This is a genomic window from Streptomyces sp. ALI-76-A (genome assembly GCF_030287445.1).
In the GTDB taxonomy this organism is placed as follows: Bacteria; Actinomycetota; Actinomycetes; order Streptomycetales; family Streptomycetaceae; genus Streptomyces.
In genome coordinates this window covers 6,099,604-6,120,078 of the sequence record NZ_JASVWB010000002.1, presented here as the reverse complement: position 1 = coordinate 6,120,078, position 20,475 = coordinate 6,099,604, and the positions used below count along the sequence as shown (strand labels likewise).

The 20,475-nt window shown below is 72.4% G+C and carries 16 protein-coding genes; 3 read left to right on the top strand and 13 right to left on the bottom strand.

Features of this window, described 5'->3' with window-relative positions:
* Positions 1-29: 29 nt before the first annotated feature.
* From QQS16_RS28475 to QQS16_RS28460, 4 genes are all read right to left on the bottom strand, one after another.
* Positions 30-3,101: a helix-turn-helix transcriptional regulator gene (locus tag QQS16_RS28475; protein ID WP_286066486.1), complete on the bottom strand. Its 3,072-nt coding sequence runs from the start codon at positions 3,099-3,101 to the stop codon at positions 30-32.
* A gap of 229 nt (positions 3,102-3,330) precedes the next feature.
* The gene (locus QQS16_RS28470; protein ID WP_286064876.1) at positions 3,331-3,516 is read right to left on the bottom strand and encodes a hypothetical protein; all 186 of its coding nucleotides are present in this window, start codon (positions 3,514-3,516) and stop codon (positions 3,331-3,333) included.
* Between the two features lie 208 nt (positions 3,517-3,724).
* A complete protein-coding gene (locus QQS16_RS28465; protein ID WP_286064875.1) occupies positions 3,725-4,336 on the bottom strand; it encodes a hypothetical protein in 612 nt (203 codons plus the stop codon).
* Positions 4,337-4,625: 289 nt separating this feature from the next.
* Positions 4,626-6,881 carry an MMPL family transporter gene (locus tag QQS16_RS28460; RefSeq protein WP_286064874.1) on the bottom strand — a complete coding sequence of 752 codons (2,256 nt, stop codon included), beginning with the start codon at positions 6,879-6,881 and terminating at the stop codon, positions 4,626-4,628.
* A 331-nt stretch (positions 6,882-7,212) separates the two neighbouring features.
* Here QQS16_RS28460 and QQS16_RS28455 point away from each other — a divergent pair, with 331 nt between their 5' ends.
* Positions 7,213-8,016 (top strand): SAM-dependent methyltransferase, encoded by an 804-nt coding sequence (locus QQS16_RS28455; protein ID WP_286064873.1) that lies wholly within the window; start codon positions 7,213-7,215, stop codon positions 8,014-8,016.
* 58 nt (positions 8,017-8,074) lie between these two features.
* Here QQS16_RS28455 and gatB read toward each other — a convergent pair whose 3' ends face one another.
* The 9 genes from gatB to QQS16_RS28410 form a co-directional block, all read right to left on the bottom strand.
* Positions 8,075-9,589, bottom strand: coding sequence for an Asp-tRNA(Asn)/Glu-tRNA(Gln) amidotransferase subunit GatB (gene gatB, locus QQS16_RS28450; protein WP_286064872.1), 1,515 nt, complete (start codon positions 9,587-9,589; stop codon positions 8,075-8,077).
* A gap of 15 nt (positions 9,590-9,604) precedes the next feature.
* Entirely contained in the window at positions 9,605-9,844 is a 240-nt protein-coding gene (locus QQS16_RS28445; protein ID WP_030040520.1) for a hypothetical protein, read from the bottom strand.
* Entirely contained in the window at positions 9,841-11,340 is a 1,500-nt protein-coding gene (gene gatA / locus QQS16_RS28440; RefSeq protein WP_286064871.1) for an Asp-tRNA(Asn)/Glu-tRNA(Gln) amidotransferase subunit GatA, read from the bottom strand. Before gatA ends, QQS16_RS28445 begins: the two co-directional genes overlap by 4 nt.
* Positions 11,341-11,345: 5 nt before the next feature.
* Positions 11,346-11,642 (bottom strand): Asp-tRNA(Asn)/Glu-tRNA(Gln) amidotransferase subunit GatC, encoded by a 297-nt coding sequence (gatC, locus tag QQS16_RS28435; protein ID WP_018531282.1) that lies wholly within the window; start codon positions 11,640-11,642, stop codon positions 11,346-11,348.
* A 326-nt stretch (positions 11,643-11,968) separates the two neighbouring features.
* The gene (locus QQS16_RS28430) at positions 11,969-14,224 is read right to left on the bottom strand and encodes a putative bifunctional diguanylate cyclase/phosphodiesterase (RefSeq protein WP_286064870.1); all 2,256 of its coding nucleotides are present in this window, start codon (positions 14,222-14,224) and stop codon (positions 11,969-11,971) included.
* Positions 14,225-14,507: 283 nt separating this feature from the next.
* Positions 14,508-16,700: an NAD-dependent DNA ligase LigA gene (gene ligA, locus QQS16_RS28425; protein WP_286064869.1), complete on the bottom strand. Its 2,193-nt coding sequence runs from the start codon at positions 16,698-16,700 to the stop codon at positions 14,508-14,510.
* 15 nt (positions 16,701-16,715) lie between these two features.
* Entirely contained in the window at positions 16,716-17,717 is a 1,002-nt protein-coding gene (locus QQS16_RS28420; RefSeq protein ID WP_286064868.1) for a methionine synthase, read from the bottom strand.
* 190 nt (positions 17,718-17,907) lie between these two features.
* Positions 17,908-18,606, bottom strand: a complete 699-nt coding sequence (locus QQS16_RS28415) for an SDR family oxidoreductase (RefSeq protein ID WP_286064867.1) — start codon at positions 18,604-18,606, stop codon at positions 17,908-17,910.
* Positions 18,607-18,639: 33 nt separating this feature from the next.
* Positions 18,640-19,179, bottom strand: a complete 540-nt coding sequence (locus QQS16_RS28410) for an LOG family protein (RefSeq protein ID WP_286064866.1) — start codon at positions 19,177-19,179, stop codon at positions 18,640-18,642.
* A 50-nt stretch (positions 19,180-19,229) separates the two neighbouring features.
* On the opposite strand from QQS16_RS28410, the gene QQS16_RS28405 reads away from it, so the two are divergent.
* Positions 19,230-19,553 (top strand): DUF427 domain-containing protein, encoded by a 324-nt coding sequence (locus QQS16_RS28405; RefSeq protein ID WP_286064865.1) that lies wholly within the window; start codon positions 19,230-19,232, stop codon positions 19,551-19,553.
* Positions 19,554-19,632: 79 nt separating this feature from the next.
* Positions 19,633-20,412, top strand: a complete 780-nt coding sequence (locus QQS16_RS28400; RefSeq protein ID WP_286064864.1) for an alpha/beta fold hydrolase — start codon at positions 19,633-19,635, stop codon at positions 20,410-20,412.
* Positions 20,413-20,475: the final 63 nt, after the last annotated feature.

Below are 20,475 nucleotides of genomic sequence, written 5' to 3'. Positions count from 1 at the left end.
CTCCTGCCGGTCTCCTCGCAGCGTACGCCTCATCCCTGCGCCGGTACCCGGGAGACCCCGGCCGGGAACAGCCCCAGCTGATGCGCCACCGCCGCCGCCTCGCCCCGGCCCGAGACGCCGAGCTTGGCGAGGATGTTCGAGACGTGGACGCTGGCCGTCTTCGGCGAGATGAACAGTTCCTCGGCTATCTGGCGGTTGGTGCGGCCGGCGGAGACCAGGCGCAGGACGTCGCGTTCCCGGCCGGTGAGGCCGAGGGCGCGGGCCGGGTCGTCCGGGGTGCCGGTCTCCGCCCCGCCACCGGTCCCGCCGCTCAGGGCGCGGGTGCCGGTCAGGGGCAGGCGGGCGCGCTGGGCCAGGCGGGCGGCGGATGCGGCGAGGGGGCGCGCGCCGAGGTGCTCGGCGACGGTGTGGGTGAGGCGGAGCAGTTCCGTGACCCGGGCGCGCTCGGGCTCCCCGCCGCCGGCCAGCAGGGACTCGGCCAGCCGGTACCGGACGCGGGCGAGATCGTAGGGGTGTTCCAGGGGCTCGAAGGCGGTGACCACCTCCGACCACAGTTCGGGGGTGTCCTGGCCCTCGGCGCGGCGGACCTCGGCGCGGAGCCACTTCTCGACGGCGAGCCACACGGGCGCGCCGGTGGTGACGTTCTTGGCGGCCGTGTGGATCCGGTCCAGGACGGCGGGCCGGTCCGGCTGGGCGGCCGGCAGGTCGCGGGCGTCGGCCTCGGCCTGGGCGGCGGCCAGCAGGAGCGGCCAGCCGTACCGCTGGGTGCCGGGCGGGAAGCCGGCGGCCAGGACCTGGTCCAGTTCGGCGCGGGCGTCGTGCAGGCGGCCCTCCCCCACGGCCACGCCGATCACGATGCGGGCGAGCGGCAGTGCCTGCTGCGGCGTGGGGTCGTGGGTGCCGTAATAGGTCCGGGCGGTGGCCAGATGCGCGGCGGCACCGGCCACGTCGCCCCGGACGAGGGCGAGGTTGGCCAGACGCAGCGCGCCGGAGCCCTGGGGTTTGGCGCTGTGCCCGACCCGCAGGGCGTTCTCCGCGGCCTCGGCGGCGGCGTCCCAACGGCCCAGCGAGTACAGCGAGTCGGACAGGTTGCCCCACACCCACGCCTCGGAGTCCAGCAGGCCGAACCTGCGGGTGAAGGCGAGGCCCGCCTCCAGGATGGGCACCGCCTCCCGGGAGCGGCCGACGGCCTCCAGTTCCGAGGGCAGGTTGATGTGGGCGCGGCCGGCCACATACGTCATGCCCTCCTCGACGGCCCGCTCCTTGACCTCGTACAACTCGGCGAGCCCGGCCTCCACGTCGCCCGCGTCGACCATCAGGCAGCCGACGGTGAGGCGGGCGTTCAGCTCGATCTCCCGGGCGCCGACCATGCGGGCGTACTCGACCGCCCGCTCGGCGGCGGAGCAGGCGTCCGGGCCTGGTTCGTGCAGCATCGCCCAGCTGGCCACGGTGGACAGCACCTCGGCGTGCACCTCGGACGGCGGCAGCCCGCGGACGAGGTCCTGGGCGGTGGCCAGTTCCTGCCAGCCGTCACCGCGGGCCTGGGCCTGGACCAGCCGGGAGCGCTGGACCCAGAACCAGGCGGCGCGCAGCGGGTCCCCCTCCTCGTCGAGCAGGCGCAGCGCCCGCTTGATGATCTTCAGGGCGCGTTCGCGTTCGCCGCACAGCCGTCCGGCGACGGCGGCCTCCGCCATCAGGTCGAGATAGCCGAGCGGGGTGGTCGCGGGGTCACAGCCGCCGGGCGGGTAGACCTCGGTGTAGTCGACGGGGCGCAGGCGCGCGCGGACGTCCTCGGGTGCGGTGTCCCACAGTTCCATCGCGCGTTCCAGCAGCCGCAGTTGCTCGGAGTAGGCGTGCCGGCGGCGGGCGGTGACGGAGGCGTCCAGGACGGCGGGCAGGGCCTTGGCTGCGTCGTGGGCGTGGTACCAGTAGCTGGCCAGGCGCATCACGCGTTCGTCGGCGGGGACGAGGGTGGGGTCGGCTTCCAGGGCCTCGGCGCAGCGGCGGTTGAGGCGGGAGCGTTCGCCGGGCAGCAGATCGTCGCTGACGGCCTCGCGGACCAGGGAGTGGCGGAAGCGGTAGCCGTCGCCGTCGGGCGCGGCGAGCAGGATGTTGGCGCCCACGGCGGCCCGCAGTGCCTCGATGAGGTCGTCCTCGGCGAGCCGGGCGACGGCGGCGAGCAGCCGGTACTCGACGGTGGAGCCGCCCTCGGCGACGATCCGGGCGACTCGCTGGGCGCTCTCGGGCAGTGACTCGACGCGTACCAGGAGCAGGTCGCGCAGGGAGTCGGTGAGGCCGGTGCGGCAGCCCTCGTGGGCGGCGACGGCGAGTTCCTCGACGAAGAAGGCGTTGCCGTCGGAGCGTTCGAAGATGTCGTCGACCTGGGCCGGGTCGGGTTCGTGGGCGAGGATGCCGGCGATCTGGCGGCCGACCTCGGCGCGGTTGAAGCGGCCGAGTTCGAGGCGGCGGACGGTGCGCAGCCGGTCGAGTTCGGCGAGCAGGGGGCGCAACGGGTGGCGGCGGTGGATGTCGTCGGCGCGGTAGGTGGCGAGGACGACGAGGCGGCCGGTCCGCAGGGTGCGGAAGAGGTAGGCGAGGAGGTGCCGGGTGGAGGCGTCGGCCCAGTGCAGGTCCTCCAGGGCGACGACGACGGTGCGGTCGGCGGCGACGCGTTCCAGCAGCCGGGCGGTGAGTTCGAAGAGGCGGGCCATGCCCTCCTCGTCGTGCCGTCCGGAGACCGTCTCGCCCAGTTCCGGCAACAGGCGGGCCAGTTCCTCCTCCTGGCCGGCGGCCGCGGCGGCGAGTTCGTCGGGCAGTTCGCGGCGCAGCGCGCGCAGGGCGGTGGAGAAGGGGGCGAACGGCAGTCCGTCGGCGCCGATCTCGACGCAGCCGCCGAGCGCGACGACGGCACCGCGGCGGCAGGCCGCGGTGGCGAACTCCTCGACGAGGCGGGTCTTGCCGACCCCGGCCTCGCCGCCCAGCAGTAACGCCTGCGGCTCGCCCGCGGCGGCACGGACGAGCGCGTCGTTCAACGTGTCCAACTCGTCGGCGCGACCGATGAACACGGGACTGACGGACCTGGTCTCCACAGGCCCGAGCATCGCACGTGGGTACGACAACGCGGCACCGGTTTTCCCGACGCCCGCGTCCACGACGCCCGCCGCGGCCTGCGGTGCGGAACCGGCCACGACGGCATGCGCGAGGGAGGCGGCGGCGGAGGTGTGCCCCGTGGGAACGACCGTCGCCCCCTTCACCGCCACACCCCGCGCTCCCCGGCCGCGCGCCCCCGACCGCGCGCCCCCGACCGCGCGGTCCCTCGTGCTCCCGACCTCACGCGGTGCGGATGAACCGGTGACGGCGGGGGCGGCCGGTATGCGGATCGTTCTCGGCGGTGCTTCGTGCCGCTTCGCGGCGGGCGGCGCGGCGGAGGCGGGTGGCCTCGCGGGCCAGTCGCTCCTGGTCGGCCCGGCGGATCAGCTCGGCGGAACGGAGTTGCTGGAGCTCGAACTCGTACATGGTGTGTCCCCTGGTGGAAGGTGGTGGAAGGCTGTTTCGGCTTCGCTTTCCTGCGATGTCTCAACCTTCGTCTCCCAGGGGGGTCCACCACATCGGGAGAGTTCCGCATCTTCGGAGGCGGGCGGGAGCCTTAGACGTGCGTGAGGGGCCTTAGGAGGGCCGTAAGACGGTCACGGCATCCCTAAGACCCCTCGGGTCACGTGGTGTTTCAGCTGGTGGAGGGCAGTCCGACCAGGACGTCGGTGTACTTGAGGACCGCGAGGAGCAGCCCGATGACGCCGAGGGCGACACCCGCCCAGGAGACGGACTTGATCCAGGCGGCCTGCGGCTCGCGGGGCGCTCCGAAGGCGGGCCGGATCAGCACCAGGGCGCCGACGACCAGGGCGACGAGCGCGAACGCTCCGCCGTAGAGCGCGGTGACGTTCCAGCCGTCGCCGTAGCCCTCACTGACCAGCGTGGCGATGTCCGAGGTCTGTGAGTTCTCGAGCTGGCCGACGAGGTTCTCCCGGGCGGCGGCGACGGTGCCCAGCCAGCTGCCGGTGAGCGACACGAGGCCGAGCGCGGCGGAGACGACGGCCGCGGCGCCCTGTCCGACACCGCCGGCGCTCTCCGCCCTGGCCGGCTCGGCCTCGTCGCCCAGGTCGTCAGCGCCAGCGTCGGCATCGGTCTCGGCGTCGGCGTCGGCGTCGGTCCCGGTGCCGGTGCCGGCCGGCGTCACCTCGTCGGTCTTGGTGAGATCGGTGGCGCCCGCCTTCTGCTCGTCGGTCGTGGTCTCGGCACCCGTCTCGGCGCCGGTCTCGTCAGCTGTCTTGGTTCCCATATCGCGCACCGTACGGATCCTGTCTGAGAGGTCTCTTAATGATCGTTGTGAGCCGCACGCGCGCGTACCGCTCGCCGCTCCGGGGGTACCGGCGGGGCCCAGCGGGCAGCCGGTCCCGCCGTCACCGAGTCCACGCCGGCGGCCATGTCGCCGAAGGGGACGCACCGGTCACGGAACACGCCCACCCGTTCCAGGTGCGCCAGGAACCCCCTCGCCGTGCCACGGCTCCGGGCAGCGCCGGGCACCGGTACGGCCACGGCGAGAGCAGCGACGCGGTTCGGCACCGTCGTCACCCGGAGATGTCGCGTACATCCCGTCGCCGCTCCCTCGCCAGTACGTCCGCCGCCTCGGCGTCCGTCGCAGCGGCCAGCCTCTCATGGGCGGCGCGGGACTCCGGCGGCTCGATGCTGATGCGGGGCATCCGGCGGTCCAGCCAGCGCGGGAGCCACCAGTTGGCACCGCCGAGCAGATGCATCAGGGCCGGCACCAGCAGCGTACGCAGCACGAAGGCGTCCAGGGCGACGGCGGCGGCCAGCGCGATCCCGAACATGGCGATCACACGGTCGCCGCTGAGCACGAAGGCGAGGAAGACGGAGATCATGATGACCGCGGCGGAGTTGATCACCCGGCTGGTCTCGGCGAGCCCCACGCGCACCGCCCGCCGGTTGTCGCCGGTCTCCAGCCACTCCTCGTACATCCGGCTGACCAGGAACACCTGGTAGTCCATGGAGAGCCCGAAGAGGACGGACACCATGATCACCGGCAGGAAGGGCTCGATCGGGCCCGCCCGCCCGAGGCCGAGCAGGTCGCTCCCCCAGCCCCACTGGAAGACCGCGACGACGACACCGAAGGCGGCGGCGACGGCGGCCACGTTCATCGCGGCGGCCTTCAGCGGGATGCCGACGGACCGGAAGGCGAGCAGGAGCAGCAGCGAGCCCAGGCCGATGACCACGCCGACGAACACGGGCAGCTTGCCGACGATGACGTCGGCGAAATCGTCGTGGCCGGCCGTCACCCCGCCGACCTGCACGTCCAGGGAGGTGCCGGCCTCCGCGCGCGGCAGGACCTCGGCGCGCAGCCGGTCGACGAGGTCACTGGTGCCGCGCGACTGCGGGGAAGACTCCGGGACGACCGTGAAGTACCCGGTGTCGCCGCCGGCGGCGTACGTCACCGGTGTCACCGACGCCACGCCCTCGGTGGACCGGACCGTCGCGTCGAGGTTGTCCAGGGCGAGCTTGTCCTCGGCGCCGCCGACCTCGGTGACGAGGGTGAGCGGACCGTTCACACCGGGGCCGAACCCGTCCGCGAGAAGGTCGTACGCCTGGCGGGTGGTCGACGTCCGCGCGTTGTTGCCCTGGTCGGAGGTGCCCAGGTGGAGGGAGAAGGTGGGCAGGGCGAGAACGGTGATGACGGCCAGGGCGAGGGTGCCGAGCAGCTTGGGGTGCCGCTCGACCAACGCCGACCAGCGGGCGGCGAACCCGGTGGGCAGCTCGGGCTCGGGCCCGTCCTCGGCGAGGTGGCGCCGCTCGCGCCGGCTCAGGGCGCGCTCCGCGATGAGGGACAGCAGGGCGGGCAGCAGGGTCACGGACGCCGCGACGGTGAGGACGACGGTCAGCGAGGCGGCTATCGCCACGCCGTTGAGGAAACCGAGCCGGAGGATCAGCATCCCCAGCAGCGCGATGCAGACGGTGGCACCCGCGAAGACGACGGCTCGTCCGGTGGTGGCGACGGCGTTGACGGCCGCCTCCGTGACGGACAGCCCGCGTTTGAGACCGCGCCGGTGTCTGGTGACGATGAACAGCGCGTAGTCGATGCCGACGCCGAGCCCGATCAGCAGTCCGAGCATGGGCGCGAAGTCCGCCACGGTCATGGCGTGCCCGAGCAGCACGATCCCCGCGTACGCGGTCCCGACGCTCACCAGCGCGGTGGCGATGGGCAGCAGCGAGGCGGCGAGCGAGCCGAAGGCGAGGAACAGCACGACCGCGGCGACGACCACGCCGGCCACCTCGGCGAGGTGCCCGCCGGACGACTCGGTGAGCGCGACGGCGCTCCCGCCCAGCTCCACCCGCAGCCCGTCGGCCCCGGCGGCGGCCTCGGCGGCCTCGGCCGCCTCCACCACGGCCCGCACCTCGGTGACGTCGATCTCGTCGGCCGGGTCGTCGAAGGTGACGGTGGCGTACGCCGTGCGCCTGTCCTCGCTGATCCGGCCCGCGCCCTGCCCGTCGTACGGACCGGCCACGGCGGCCACGCCGGGCAGGCCGGCTATCTCGTCCAGGGCGCGGGTCATGGCCTGTTCGACGGCGGCGGCGCGGACGGTGCCGGACGTGGCGTGCCAGACGACGGTGCCGCTGTCGCCGCCGAGGCCCCGGAAACCGTCGTGCAGCAGCTGGGTGGCGCGGCCCGACTCGGTGCCGGGTACCTCGTAGTCGTTCGAGTAGGCGGAGCCGGCGACGGCGGCGGCCGCGGTCACCGAACCGAGAGTGAGGAGCCACAGCAGGACGACGAGAAGGCGTCGCCGGACACACCAGCGTGCGAGGGCTGCCACGGAACGAGCTCCCAGAGGACTATGGGTGGATCTTTGACCGGGAACAGCCGTTCATGACGTGAACTGCCCGCAAAGAACGCATGAGCAATGCGAAAACCACTCTGGCAGCCAGAAGTGATCGTTTATCGCATTCGTGGGTTTATTCACAGAATGCGAGCCACATCACAGGACAGTAACGGGCACTCTGTCGTCCCGTCCGACCTGCTAGCGTCCCGGCGTCCGTCGTTTCCGGCACGTCGCCGCCGACCGAAGCAGGTGCGTTGTTTGATGGTCCGACCGAGCTCCTCCGCCTCTCTCTTCCCTACGAAGGACTCAAGGAGCCCGTTCACCGATGTCCGACATCACTTCCAGGACCTCGAACGACGATCTGACTAGCCGCCTGACCCACCCCCGCTACCCGCGCAGCAACCGCTACGACGCCCGCTGGACCGTCGAGAACCAGATGGGCCCGCACGCGCTGTGGCTGCTGGAGTGGCTGGCCCCCGCCCTCGGCCTGGACGCGCTGCCCTCCGGCGCCCGGGTCCTCGACCTGGGCTGCGGCCGGGCGATGACCTCGGTCTTCCTCGCCAGGGAGTACGACGTCCAGGTCACCGCGGCCGACCTGTGGGTCAAGCCCGACGAGAACGCCGTACGCGTCGCGGCGGCGGGCGTCGCCGACCGGGTGCTGCCGGTGCACGCCGAGGCGCACGACCTGCCCTTCGCCGAGGGCAGCTTCGACGCGATCGTGTCGATCGACGCGTACCAGTACTTCGGTACCGACGACCTGTACCTGCCCACCCTGACCCGGCTGCTCAAGCCGGGCGGGCGGATCGGCGTCGTCGTCCCCGCGCTGCGGGAGGAGCCCGAGGGCACCGAGCCGCCGGAGCACCTCACGCCGTGGTGGGAGCCCGACTTCTGGTGCTTCCACACCGCCGACTGGTGGCGGCGCCACTGGACGCGCAGCGGGGCAGTGGAGGTCGAGGCGGCCGACTGGCTGCCGGACGGCTGGAAGGACTGGCTGCTGTGGTGCGAGGTGGTCGCCGAGGAGAGCCCGGAGGAGTTCCACCGGCGCATGGCCCGTGAGGTCGGCGAGATGGTGCGCGTCGACGAGGGCCGCTCGCTGGGCTTCGTACGGGCCGTCGGCCGCCGTCCGTGAGCTGACATGACTCGGGGGGCTGTGTCGGCGTACCGACACAGCCCCCCGAGTCGCGTGCTCAGCCCTCGCTGACGCCCAGCTTCTCCAGGATCAGTTCCTTGACCCGGGCAGCGTCCGCCTGACCGCGCGTGGCCTTCATGACCGCGCCGACCAGGGCGCCGGCCGCCGCCACCTTGCCGCCGCGGATCTTGTCCGCGATGGCCGGATTGCCGGCGATGGCCTCCTCGACGGCGGTGGTGAGGGCGCCCTCGTCGGAGACGACCTTCAGACCGCGCTTGTCGACGACCTCGTCCGGGGTGCCCTCGCCCGCGAGGACGCCTTCGATGACCTGGCGGGCCAGCTTGTCGTTCAGGTCGCCGGAGGCCACCAGCTCGCTGACCCGGGCGACCTGCTCCGGCGTGATCGCCAGCTCGTCCAGGGACGTGCCCGACTCGTTGGCGCTGCGGGCGAGTTCACCCATCCACCACTTGCGGGCGGAGGCCGCGTCGGCACCGGCGTCGATCGTGGCGACGATCGGCTCCAGCGCGCCCGCGTTGAGGATCGACTGCATCTCGTTACCGCTGATCCCCCACTCCTCGCGCAGGCGGTTGCGGCGGACCAGCGGCAGCTCGGGCAGACCCGACCTGATCTCCTCGACCCACGCGCGCGTCGGGGCCACCGGCACCAGGTCCGGCTCGGGGAAGTACCGGTAGTCCTCGGCCTCCTCCTTCACGCGGCCCGAGGTGGTCGACCCGGTGTCCTCGTGGAAGTGCCGGGTCTCCTGGATGATCGTGCCGCCGCCGTTCAGCACGGCCGCGTGGCGCTGGATCTCGAAACGGGCCGCGCGCTCCACGGACCGCAGCGAGTTGACGTTCTTCGTCTCGGACCGCGTGCCGAACTTCTCCCGGCCGTGCGGGCGCAGCGACAGGTTCACGTCGCAGCGCATCTGGCCCATCTCCATCCGGGCCTCGGAGACGCCGAGCGCCTTGATGACCTCGCGCAGCTCACGGACGTACGCCTTGGCCACCTCGGGGGCACGCTCACCCGCGCCCTCGATCGGCTTGGTGACGATCTCGATGAGCGGGATGCCGGCGCGGTTGTAGTCGAGCAGCGAGTGCGAGGCGCCGTGGATACGGCCCGTCGCGCCACCGACGTGCATGGACTTGCCGGTGTCCTCCTCCATGTGGGCGCGCTCGATCTCCACGCGGAAGGTCTCGCCGTCCTCCAGCTGCACGTCGAGGTAGCCGTTGAAGGCGATCGGCTCGTCGTACTGGGAGGTCTGGAAGTTCTTCGGCATGTCCGGATAGAAGTAGTTCTTCCGGGCGAAGCGGCACCACTCGGCGATCTCGCAGTTCAGCGCGAGACCGATCCTGATCGCGGACTCGACGCCGGTCGCGTTGACGACCGGGAGCGCGCCGGGCAGGCCGAGGCAGACGGGGCAGGTCTGGGAGTTGGGCTCGGCGCCCAGCTCGGTCGAACAGCCGCAGAACATCTTCGTCCTGGTGCCGAGTTCGACATGGACCTCGAGGCCCATGACGGGGTCGTACGACGCCAGCGCGTCCTCGTACGACACCAGGTCGGTCGTGGTGGTCACGGTGCTACTTCCCTCTCAGCCCAGCAGGACGTCGTCGTCGCCCAGCCGCTTCAGCTCGCGGTAGAGGATGGCGAGGCCGGTGACGATGGCGACGGCGGACACGGTGGCGTCGATCAGGACCAGGGTGTCCTTGTCGGCGCGGGCTTTCTTCAGCCGCTTGGCGACGCCGAACGCGCCGAACGCGGTCCCGGCGATGGACAGGTACGTACCGGACTTGGACTTCTTGAAGCCCTTGGCCTTGGTCAGTGCGCTCACAGCGACGGAGCCTCCTCGATCAGCGGGTGACCCCACCTTTCCACGAAGGCGGCCTCGACGGCGGCGCCGACCTTGTAAAGGCGGTCGTCCTTCAGCGCGGGGGCGATGATCTGCAGCCCGACCGGGAGGTTGTCCTCCGGGGCGAGACCGCAGGGCAGCGACATGGCCGCGTTGCCCGCCAGGTTGGTCGGGATGGTGCACAGGTCCGCGAGGTACATCGCCATCGGGTCGTCGGCGCGCTCGCCGATCGGGAAGGCGGTGGTCGGCGTGGTCGGCGAGACGATGACGTCCACCCGCTCGAACGCCTTCTCGAAGTCCTGCGTGATGAGCGTGCGGACCTTCTGGGCGCTGCCGTAGTACGCGTCGTAGTAGCCGGAGCTGAGCGCGTACGTGCCGAGCATGATGCGGCGCTTGACCTCGGGGCCGAAGCCCGCCTCACGGGTGAGGGAGGTGACCTCCTCGGCCGAGTGCGTGCCGTCGTCGCCGGTCCGCAGGCCGTAGCGCAGGCCGTCGAAGCGGGCGAGGTTGGACGAGCACTCGGACGGCGCGATCAGGTAGTACGCGGACAGGGCGAGGTCGAAGGACGGGCAGTCCAGCTCGACGATCTCGGCGCCCAGCTCCTTGAGCAGCGCGACGGACTCGTCGAACCGCTGGATGACGCCGGCCTGGTAGCCCTCACCGCGGAACTGCTTGACCACGCCGACGCGCATGCCCTCGACGCTGCCGTTGCGGGCGGCCTCGACGACCGGCGGGACCGGGGCGTCGACGGAGGTGGAGTCCAGCGGGTCGTGCCCGGCGATGACCTCGTGCAGCAGGGCCGCGTCCAGAACCGTACGGGCGCAGGGCCCGCCCTGGTCGAGGGAGGAGGAGAAGGCGACCATGCCGTAGCGGGAGACCGCCCCGTACGTGGGCTTCACGCCGACCGTGCCGGTGACGGCGGCCGGCTGGCGGATGGAGCCGCCGGTGTCGGTGCCGATGGCCAGCGGCGCCTGGAAGGAGGCGAGCGCGGCGGAGGAACCGCCGCCGGAGCCGCCGGGGATCCTGGTGAGGTCCCAGGGGTTGCCGGTCGGGCCGTAGGCGCTGTTCTCCGTCGACGACCCCATGGCGAACTCGTCCATGTTGGTCTTGCCGAGGATGACGACGTCGGCGGCCTTCAGCCTCTGGGTGACGGTCGCGTCGTACGGCGGGATCCAGCCCTCGAGCATCTTCGAACCGACGGTCGTGGGCACGCCCTCGGTGGTGAAGATGTCCTTGAGCGCGAGGGGGACGCCGGCCAGCGGGCCGAGCTTCTCGCCCCTGGCCCGCTTCTCGTCGACGGCGCGGGCCTGCGCGAGAGCGCCCTCGCGGTCGACGTGCAGGAAGGCGTGCACCTTCTCGTCGACGGCCTCGATGCGGGCCAGGTGGGCCTCGGTGACCTCGACCGCGGTGAGCTCGCCGGAGGCGATCTTCGCGGCGGTCTCGGCCGCCGTGAGCTTGATGATGACGTTGTCCGTCATGGCGGTTAGTCCTCCCCCAGGATCTGCGGCACCTTGAAACGCTGCTGCTCCTGGGCCGGGGCGCCGGAGAGCGCCTGCTCGGGGGTGAGCGACGGACGGACCTCGTCCGCCCGCATGACGTTCGTCAGCGGGAGCGGGTGCGAGGTCGGCGGTACGTCTTGGTCGGCGACCTCGCTGACGCGGGCGACCGCGCCGATGATGTCGTCCAGCTGTCCCGCGAAGTGGTCGAGCTCTTCGGGCTTCAGCTCCAGACGCGCCAGTCGGGCGAGGTGGGCGACCTCCTCGCGCGTGATGCCAGGCATGCGGCGATCCTCTGGGGTGAGTGAATGTGGTGTGGGGCCAATCCTATGGGGCGCGGGCCCTTGCCCGTGAAACGGTTCCCCGGGCGGGCGGGAAGCGGGCCCGCGCCCCAGGCCGGACCGCCCACCGCCCGGGCCACTACGGTCGCCGACGGCGGTCACGCCCGGTGGGTGGGGCCGCCCGCCTGACCGGGGCGCGCCGGTGAGCCGCGGACGGTGGGACGACTGGTTCCAGTGGGACCGAGGGACCTGGGGCCGACGGGACCTGGGGCCGACGGGACCTGGGACCGACGGGACCTGGGGCCGACGGGACCGGTGGGGTCAGCGCGTCACTCGGCGGCCGGCAGAGCCGCCCGCGGCCGCTGCCAGCCCCTCGATCCCCGGGCCAGGAGCCAGGCCGTCGTCTCCTCCGGCGGCATCGCCGCCGCGACCAGCCAGCCCTGCACGGCGTCGCAGCCGAGGTCGCGCAGCCGCTCCCAGGTCTCGTCGTCCTCGACGCCCTCGGCGACCACCAGGAGCCCGAGGGAGTGGGCGAGGTCGACCGTGCAGCGCACGATCTCCGCGTCCTCGGTGTCGATGGCCAGCCGGGCCACGAAGGAACGGTCGATCTTCAGCTCGCTCACCGGGAGCTGGCGCAGGTGCACCAGCGAGGAGTAGCCGGTGCCGAAGTCGTCCAGGGACATCTTCACGCCGTGCCCGGTCAGCGCGGCGAGGGTGTCGGCGGCGCGCTGCGGGTCCTCCAGCAGGACGTGTTCCGTGATCTCCAGCTGGAGGGCCCCGGCGGGAACGCCGTGCCGGGCCAGCCGGGCGGCGACGGAGCCCGCGAAGCCGGGGGTGTGGACGTCGCGTGGGGAGACGTTGACCGCCACCGGCACGTACAGCCCCTGGGAGCGCCACTCGGCGACCTGCCCGAGGGCGGTGTCCAGGACGTACTCCGTGAGATGGGGCATCAGTCCGGAGGACTCGGCGATGGCTATGAACTCGTCCGGCGGCACCTTGCCCCGTTCGGGGTGCACCCAGCGGACCAGGGCTTCGAGTCCGGCGACCTGTCCGTCGAAGCGGACCTTGGGCTGGTAGTGCAGCTGGACCTCGCGCGCGTCCAGCGCTCGGCGGAGGTCGCCGAGCAGTCCGAGCCGGTCCGGGGTGTTCGAGTCCCGCTTGGACTCGTAGACCTCGACGCCGGTACGGTCCCGCTTCGCCTGGTACATCGCCACGTCCGCCCGGCGCAGCAGGCCCTCCGCGTCGAGGGCGTGGTCGGGGAAGACGGCGACTCCGGCGCTGGCCTCCAGCACCAGGGTGAGGCCGTCGAGGTCGAGGGGGGAGCTGAGGGCGGCCACCAGGCCGCGGGCGACGCGGGTCGCGGAGGTCGTGGAGTCGGCGACCGGCAGTAAGACGGCGAACTCGTCGCCGCCGAGCCGCGCCGCCTCCGCGCCGCGGGGCAGCGCCAGCCGGAGCCGGTCGGCTATCTGGAGCAGCAGCCGGTCACCGGCGAGGTGGCCCAGCGTGTCGTTGACCGACCGGAAGCGGTCGAGGTCGATCAGCATCAGGGCGGAGCGGGCGCCGATGCGCTCGGCGTCGTCCAGGGCCGTCCAGATGCGTTCCAGCAGCCACTGGCGGTTGGGAAGCCCGGTCAGCGGGTCGCGCAGCTGCTCCTCGGCCCGGGCCCGGGCTATCCACAGGGTGGAGTCGAGGGCGATGAGGGGGATGGCGAACAGCGGCAGCAGGATGGGCTTGGCGGTGGCGACCACGCAGACCAGGGGCGCGATGCCGAGCAGCGCGACCGCGACCAGGCCCTGTCTGACCAGGGCGGTGCGGGCGACGGTGGGCAGGCCCCCGGAGCGCGGCGCGTTGAGGTACCAGCCCAGGGTGCGGGTGACCGCGAGGTAGGCGACCGCGACCAGCACCACCTCGGGGGCCGTGTAGAGCGTCCAGGTACTGGGCTCCCAGGGGTCCTCGACGGACGGCACCCGGCCGAGGGCCCAGAGCAGCAGGGCTCCGGCGGCGATCCCGAGGATGTCCACCGCGCCGTGCAGGACGCCCTGGCGCCAGCGGTGCCGGCGGGCCACGCCGACCAGCAGCACCACGGTCAGGCTGACCAGGCCGGCGGACAGCCAGCCGTACAGCAGCAGGACGGCGAGGGTGAGGGCGGCGCCGGAGCCGGTGCCGCCCCACCAGCGGGCGCGGCCGAGCGCGACCAGGTGGCCGACGATGACACCGGTCAGCACGGCCAGGGACCAGCCGACCGTGCCGGACGGGAAGAGGGCGTGGCCGCCGGTGAAGGCCCGGTAGAAGCCGGCGCCGAGGACGAACCCGGCCGCGGAGACGACCGACGCGGGCAGCGCGGGCCAGGACAGGTGCCGATCCGGCTCACCCCCCGGCAGTCCGGACGCGCGTTCGGCGGTGCGGGGGGAGGCGCCGAGGCCGTCGGCCGCGGTGTAGGGTCCGGCCGGGTACTGTCCGGCGGCGTGCCCCTCTCCGCCCGGACGCTCCGCCGGCCGCCCGGTCCGCCGGCTCTCCCGCCAGGCGCCGGCCATCCGGCGCAGGCGCAGGCGTGAGTCCGGGGCGGCGCTCTCGCTCGGTTCCATTCCCGTCCCTCTCACAGCCGGCGGTGCCCACGCCACGCGGCCCGATGCCCGACAACAACCCTCGACGGCTCCGCGGCGGAAAACCCCTTCCCGCCGCTCCTGAAGGCTCTTCAGGAGCAAAGGGATGCCCCAGCCGCAGCTGGGCACGGCAGGCGCACATCCCAACAGTAGGCGGCAGAGGGCTTCCACGGGCACCGGTCGTGGACGGTTGCCCGAATGCGCCCCGGCCACCCGTATGCATCTGGTATGCGCCGATCGGGTGGCCTTCAACCGCTCCTCCGCGTTACTCCTCTGCCGGAAGCGCGACGTCGGACGCCGCCTCGGGCCCTTGTTCCAGCAGGACGTCGAACCCGTCCTCGTTCAGAACCGGAACCTTCAGCTGCATCGCCTTGTCGTACTTCGATCCTGGATTCTCACCCACAATGACGAAGGACGTCTTCTTGGAAACAGAACCGGTCACTTTCGCGCCACGGCCTTGCAGCGCCTCCTTGGCGCCGTCCCGGGTGAAGCGCTCGAGGGTGCCGGTCACGACGACGGTCAGCCCTTCCAGCGGACGCGGCCCCTGGTCCTCCCCGGCACTCTGGTCCTCCATCCGGACCCCGGCGGCCCGCCATTTGCGGATGATCTCGCGGTGCCAGTCCTCGGCGAACCACTCCTTGACGGCGGCGGCCACGATCGGGCCGACGCCGTCGGTGTTCCTCAGCTCCTCCTCGGTGGCCTCGTCGATCCGCTCGATCGAACGGAACTCGCGGGCCAGCGCCTCGGCCGCGACCGGGCCCACGTGGCGGATCGACAGCCCGGTCAGCACCCGGGCGAGCGGGCGTTCCTTCGCGGCCGCGATGTTCTCCAGCATGGCGAGCGCGTTCTTCTTCGGGTTGCCCTCCTGGTTGGCGAAGACGGTGGCGACCTTCTCCTCGCCGGTCTTCGGGTCGCGCTTGGGCAGACCGCTGTCCTGGTCCAGGACGTACGCCTTGATGGGCAGCAACTGCTCCAGGGTGAGGTCGAACAGGTCGCCCTCGTCCCGGAGTGGCGACTCGGCGGGCTCCAGCGGCTGAGTGAGGGCCGTGGCGGCGACGTAGCCGAAATGCTCGATGTCCAGCGACTTGCGCCCCGCGAGATAGAACAGGCGTTCCCGCAACTGGGCGGGGCAGCCGCGGGCGTTCGGGCAGCGCAGGTCGACGTCGCCCTCCTTCATCGGCCGCAGCGCGGTCCCGCACTCGGGGCACTCGCCCGGCATGACGAACTCGCGCTCGCTGCCGTCGCGCAGGTCGACGACCGGGCCGAGGATCTCCGGGATGACGTCCCCGGCCTTGCGCAGCACCACGGTGTCGCCGATCAGGACGCCCTTGGCCTTGACCACGTCCTGGTTGTGCAGGGTGGCGAACTCGACCTCCGAACCGGCCACCGTGACCGGCTCCACCTGGGCGTACGGGGTGATGCGGCCGGTACGGCCCACACCCACGCGGATGTTGATGAGCTTGGTGTTCACCTCTTCGGGCGCGTACTTGTACGCGATCGCCCAGCGGGGTGCGCGGGAGGTGGAGCCCAGCCGTCCCTGGAGCGGGATCTCGTCGAGCTTGACGACCACGCCGTCGATCTCGTGCTCCACGGAGTGGCGGTTCTCGCCGTAGTACGCGATGAACTCCCGTACGCCGTCCAGGTCGTCGACCACCTTGTTGTGCCGGGAGGTCGGCAGGCCCCAGGTCTTCAGCAGCTCGTACGCCTCGGAGAGGCGGGTCAGGCCCTCGAAGCCCTCCAGGGCGCCGATGCCGTGGACGACCATGTGCAGCGGCAGGGTCGCCGTGACCTTGGGATCCTTCTGGCGCAGCGAACCCGAGGCGGAGTTGCGGGGGTTGGCGTACGGCTTCTCGCCGGCCGCCACCCGGCGGGCGTTGAGGTCCTGGAAGGCCTCCATCGGGAAGTACACCTCACCGCGGATCTCGACGAGCCGCGGGACCCGGTCGCCGTTCAGCCGGTGCGGGATCTCCGCGATCGTCATCACGTTGGGCGTGATGTCCTCGCCGGTCCGGCCGGTGCCCCGGGTGGCGGCGCGGGTGAGCCTGCCGTCCTCGTACGTCAGGTTCACCGCGAGACCGTCGACCTTGAGCTCGCACAGCAGGTGGTAGCCGGGCGTGCCGACGTCCTTGGCCACACGGTCGGCCCAGGCGGCCAGCCCCGCGTCGTCGAAGACGTTGTCGAGGGAGAGCATGCGTTCGCGGTGCTCGACCTCCGCGAGGTCGGTCTCGTACTCGACGGCGACCTTCTGGGTCGGCGAGTCCGGCGTCCGCAGTTCCGGATGCTCCTCCTCCAGCGCCTCCAGGGCGCGCAGGAGCTGGTCGAACTCCGCGTCGCTGATGACGGGAGCGTCCTTCACGTAGTACCGGAAGCGGTGCTCCTCGATCTGCTCAGCGAGCTGCGCGTGCTGCTCCCGTGCCTCGGCGGGCACCGTCGTCTCCGCCTGCTCTTCGCCGGCCACCGTGTTGTCCTCCCGTTACTCTGGGTTGTCCGCGAGGGATCTCGCCGCCCGGGCGCAGTGGGCGAGTGCCTCACGTGCGTACGCCGGAGAGGCCCCCGCGAGTCCGCACGCCGGTGTGACCGTGACCGCCTCCGCGAGAAGCCCCGGATGCAGCCCCAGCCTGCGCCACAGCGTCCTGACACCCATGACGCTACCGGCAGGGTCTGACAATGGGCCGTCCGTGCCCGGCACGACACCGGCGAACAGCCGGGTGCCGCTTTCCACCGCCTCCCCGATCACGTCGTCGTCACGTTCGGTGAGGAGCGAGACGTCGAAGGAGACCGCCGCCGCGCCCGCCCGGCGCAGCAGGGCGAACGGGACGTCCGGTGCGCACGAGTGGACCACGACCGGGCCGCCGCCGTGCACCCCGACGACGTCGCGGAGCGTGGCCTCGATGACCTGCCGGTCGTAGGCGCGGTGGGTGCGGTAGCCGCTGGCGGTCCGGACCTGGCCGCGCAGGACGGCGATGAGGGACGGCTCGTCGAGCTGGAGGACGATCAGGGCGCCGGGTACGCGCCGCTGGACCTCCGCGAGGTGCTGCCGCAGTCCCTCGGCGAGCGAGGCGGCGAGGTCGCGGCAGGCGCCGGCGTCGGAGAGGACGGCCTCGCCGTTCCTCAGCTCCAGCCCGGCGGCCAGGGTCCAGGGTCCGACGGCCTGCACCTTGAGCGGGCCCTCGTAGCCCTGGGTGAACTCCTCCAGCGCGTCGAGGTCCTCGCCGAGCCAGGAACGGGCCCGCCGGGTGTCCCGGCCCGGCCGGTCGCCGAGTCGCCAGCCGCTGGGCTCCACGCGCGCGTACAGCTCGACGAGCATTCCGGCGGTCCGGCCGATCATGTCCGCGCCGGGGCCGCGGGCGGGGAGCTCGGGCAGGAACGGGAAGTCCTCGAAGGAGCCGGTGGCGGTCCTGGCGGCCTCCCGGGCGTCGTCGCCGGGCAGCGAACCGACGCCGGTGGCAGAACCGAAACTGAAGTGTGCGTTCACCCCTGAAGCCTACGTACTCCGGTTCCTCCGGGCTCCACCCCGGACCCCGATCCTCGAACGCCGCAGGGGCTGCTCCCGGCCCCCGTCCGGCGTTCGGGGACGGGGCCATCCAGGGCCGAACTGGGGGTCGGGGGCGGCAGCCCCAGGGTCGGACGGAAAGGGGCGACGGGGCGGAACCCCCGCGCCGCCCTCACGCTCCCGGTCGTACCGTCAGGTCGTTGATCTCCGCGTCCCGCGGCAGGTCCAGCGCGAGCAGGATCGTCGTCGCGACCGACTCCGGGTCGATCCACCGGGACGGGTCGTACTCCTTGCCCTCCTGCTGGTGGACCTTCGCCTGCATGGGGCTGGCGGTACGCCCGGGATAGACCGTGGTCACCCGGACACCGTTGCCGTGCTCCTCGTGCCGCAGCGAGTCGGCGAGGGCCTTCAGCCCGTGCTTGGACGCGGCGTACGCGGACCACTCGGCGCTCGCCCGCAGCCCGGCACCCGAGTTCACGAACACCACGTGGCCGCGGGCGGCCCGCAGCGGAGGCAGGAAGTGGCGGGTCAGCTCGGCGGGCGCGACGAGGTTGACGTTGAGCTGGTGGCGCCAGGACTTCGGGGTCAGCTCGCCGACCGGGCCGAGGTCGACCACGCCCGCGATGTGCAGCAGGGAGTCCACCCGGTCCGGCAGCGTCTGGTGGGAGAAGGCCCAGGAGAGCTTGTCGGGGTCCGCCAGGTCGCCGACCAGCGTCCTGGCGCCGGGGTACGCCGCCGCCAGTTCCTTCGCGCGGCCCGCGTCGCGCGCGTGCAGCACGAGGTCGTCCCCGCGCGCGTGCAGACGGCGGGTCACGGCCGCGCCGATGCCGGAACCGGCTCCGGTGATCACATGTGTAGCCATGCCTGCCATGCTCGCATCACCCGCGCCCGGCTCACCGCCATGTCACTCGATGCCCTGGCTCTCCTCCAGGTAGGCCAGCGCCCCCACCGGCTCCTCCGCGAAGAACACCAGGTCGGTCAGCGGCCGGGGCAGGAACCCCTCGTCCTCCATGCGGCGGAACTGCTCCTTGAGGCCGTCGTAGAAGCCCGCGGTGTTGAGGAGGACCACCGGCTTGTCGGTGTGCCCGTGCTTCTTCAGTTCCAGGATCTCGGTGGCCTCGTCGAGCGTGCCGGTGCCGCCCACCATGACGACCACGGCGTCGGCGTTCTCCAGGAGCAGCCTCTTGCGCTCGGCCAGGTCCCGTGCGATCACCATCTCGTCGGCACCCGGACGCGCCTTGGCCGCCAGGAAGTCCACCGAGACCCCGCAGAGCCGGCCGCCCGCCTCCTGCACTCCGTCGGCGACCACCTTCATCAGTCCGACGTCCGAGCCGCCCCAGACCAGGGTGTGTCCGCCCTTGCCGATCAGTTCGGCGAACTCCCGCGCGGGGCGGGTGTACCGCTCGTCGAGGTCGGCGGCGGAGAGGAAGACGCAGATTCGCATGCGGTCACGGTACGCGGGAAGAACCCGGGGCCCGCGAGCGCTTTCCCGATATGGCCCAAGGACACACGATCACCATCGAGCAGGGCACGCGACGCGTACGGGTCGTCCACGGCGACCAGGTGCTGGCCGAGAGCGAACGGCCCCTCCTCCTGCGGGAGACGGGCTGTCCGGTGCGGTACTACCTCCCGCCCGAGGACGTACGGCTCGACCTGCTGACCCCCTCCGAGACGCACACGTACTGCCCCTTCAAGGGCACCGCCTCCTATTGGTCGCTGCCGGACGCGGCGGACCTGGTGTGGGCGTATCCCGACCCGAAGCCCGACGTCACCGCCATCAAGGACCACCTCTGCTTCTACGAAGTGGAAGTCGACTAGCCGAGCCGCGCAGCCGCGTGGAGGTGCGTGGAAGTGTTGTGACCGATTAATCGGGTCTCGTGGGGCAGTCTTCACAGTCATGGACAAGAAGACCCTTTCGCGCGACGGCACGCCCCTCGCGTACGAACGCACCGGCCAGGGACCGGCGGTCGTCCTGGTGAGCGGCGCGATGTCGACGGGTGGCACGGTACGCCCGCTCGCCGCCGCTCTCTCGGACCGCTTCGACGTCGTCGTGTACGACCGCCGGGGCCGTGGCGACAGCGGCGACACGCTGCCGTACGCGGTGGACCGTGAGATCGAGGACCTGGCCGCGCTGATCGAGGTGGCGGGCGGCGAGGCGGCGCTCTACGGCGTCTCCTCGGGCGGCGCGCTGGCCCTGCACGCGGCGGCGAGCGGGCTGCCGGTGCGCCGGGTGGCCGTGTACGAGGTGCCGTACGCCATGGACGAGAGCGCGGTGAAGGAACGCGCCGAGTACACCGAGCGCCTGACCGGGGCGCTCGCGCGGGACCGGCGTGGGGACGCGGTGGAGCTGTTCCTGAGGCTCACCGGTCTGGCCGAGGAGATGATCCGCGGCGCGCGTCAGTCCCCCATGTGGGCCGGCATGGAGGCCATCGCGCCGAGCCTCGCGTACGACGACGCCGTGCTGGGCGACGGCCGGGTCCCCCGGGAGCTGCTCGCGTCGGTCACCGTCCCGGTCCTGGCCGTCGCGGGCGGCGCGAGCCCCGGATGGCTGCGCGAGGCGGCGCGGGCGGTCGCGGAGGCGGCACACGAGGGCGCCTCGCGGACCCTGGAGGGGCAGACCCACATGGTGGATCCGCAGGCGCTGGCACCGGTGCTGGCGGAGTTCTTCGCGGGGTGACCGACCCTCCCGGGGTGAGACCGGCCGGCACGCGCGCGTGCCGATGGGGCGCGCCCCGCGCAC

What these genes read in the sequence shown, in the direction of transcription:
- QQS16_RS28475 (WP_286066486.1), bottom strand. Translation starts at nt 3,101, where the DNA reads ATGCTCGGGCCTGTGGAGACCAGGTCCGTCAGTCCCGTGTTCATCGGT.
- QQS16_RS28470 (WP_286064876.1), bottom strand. Translation starts at nt 3,516, where the DNA reads ATGTACGAGTTCGAGCTCCAGCAACTCCGTTCCGCCGAGCTGATCCGC.
- QQS16_RS28465 (WP_286064875.1), bottom strand. Translation starts at nt 4,336, where the DNA reads ATGGGAACCAAGACAGCTGACGAGACCGGCGCCGAGACGGGTGCCGAG.
- QQS16_RS28455 (WP_286064873.1), top strand. Translation starts at nt 7,213, where the DNA reads ATGTCCGACATCACTTCCAGGACCTCGAACGACGATCTGACTAGCCGC.
- gatA (WP_286064871.1), bottom strand. Translation starts at nt 11,340, where the DNA reads ATGACGGACAACGTCATCATCAAGCTCACGGCGGCCGAGACCGCCGCG.
- gatC (WP_018531282.1), bottom strand. Translation starts at nt 11,642, where the DNA reads ATGCCTGGCATCACGCGCGAGGAGGTCGCCCACCTCGCCCGACTGGCG.
- QQS16_RS28430 (WP_286064870.1), bottom strand. Translation starts at nt 14,224, where the DNA reads ATGGAACCGAGCGAGAGCGCCGCCCCGGACTCACGCCTGCGCCTGCGC.
- QQS16_RS28415 (WP_286064867.1), bottom strand. Translation starts at nt 18,606, where the DNA reads ATGGCAGGCATGGCTACACATGTGATCACCGGAGCCGGTTCCGGCATC.
- QQS16_RS28410 (WP_286064866.1), bottom strand. Translation starts at nt 19,179, where the DNA reads ATGCGAATCTGCGTCTTCCTCTCCGCCGCCGACCTCGACGAGCGGTAC.
- QQS16_RS28405 (WP_286064865.1), top strand. Translation starts at nt 19,230, where the DNA reads ATGGCCCAAGGACACACGATCACCATCGAGCAGGGCACGCGACGCGTA.
- QQS16_RS28400 (WP_286064864.1), top strand. Translation starts at nt 19,633, where the DNA reads ATGGACAAGAAGACCCTTTCGCGCGACGGCACGCCCCTCGCGTACGAA.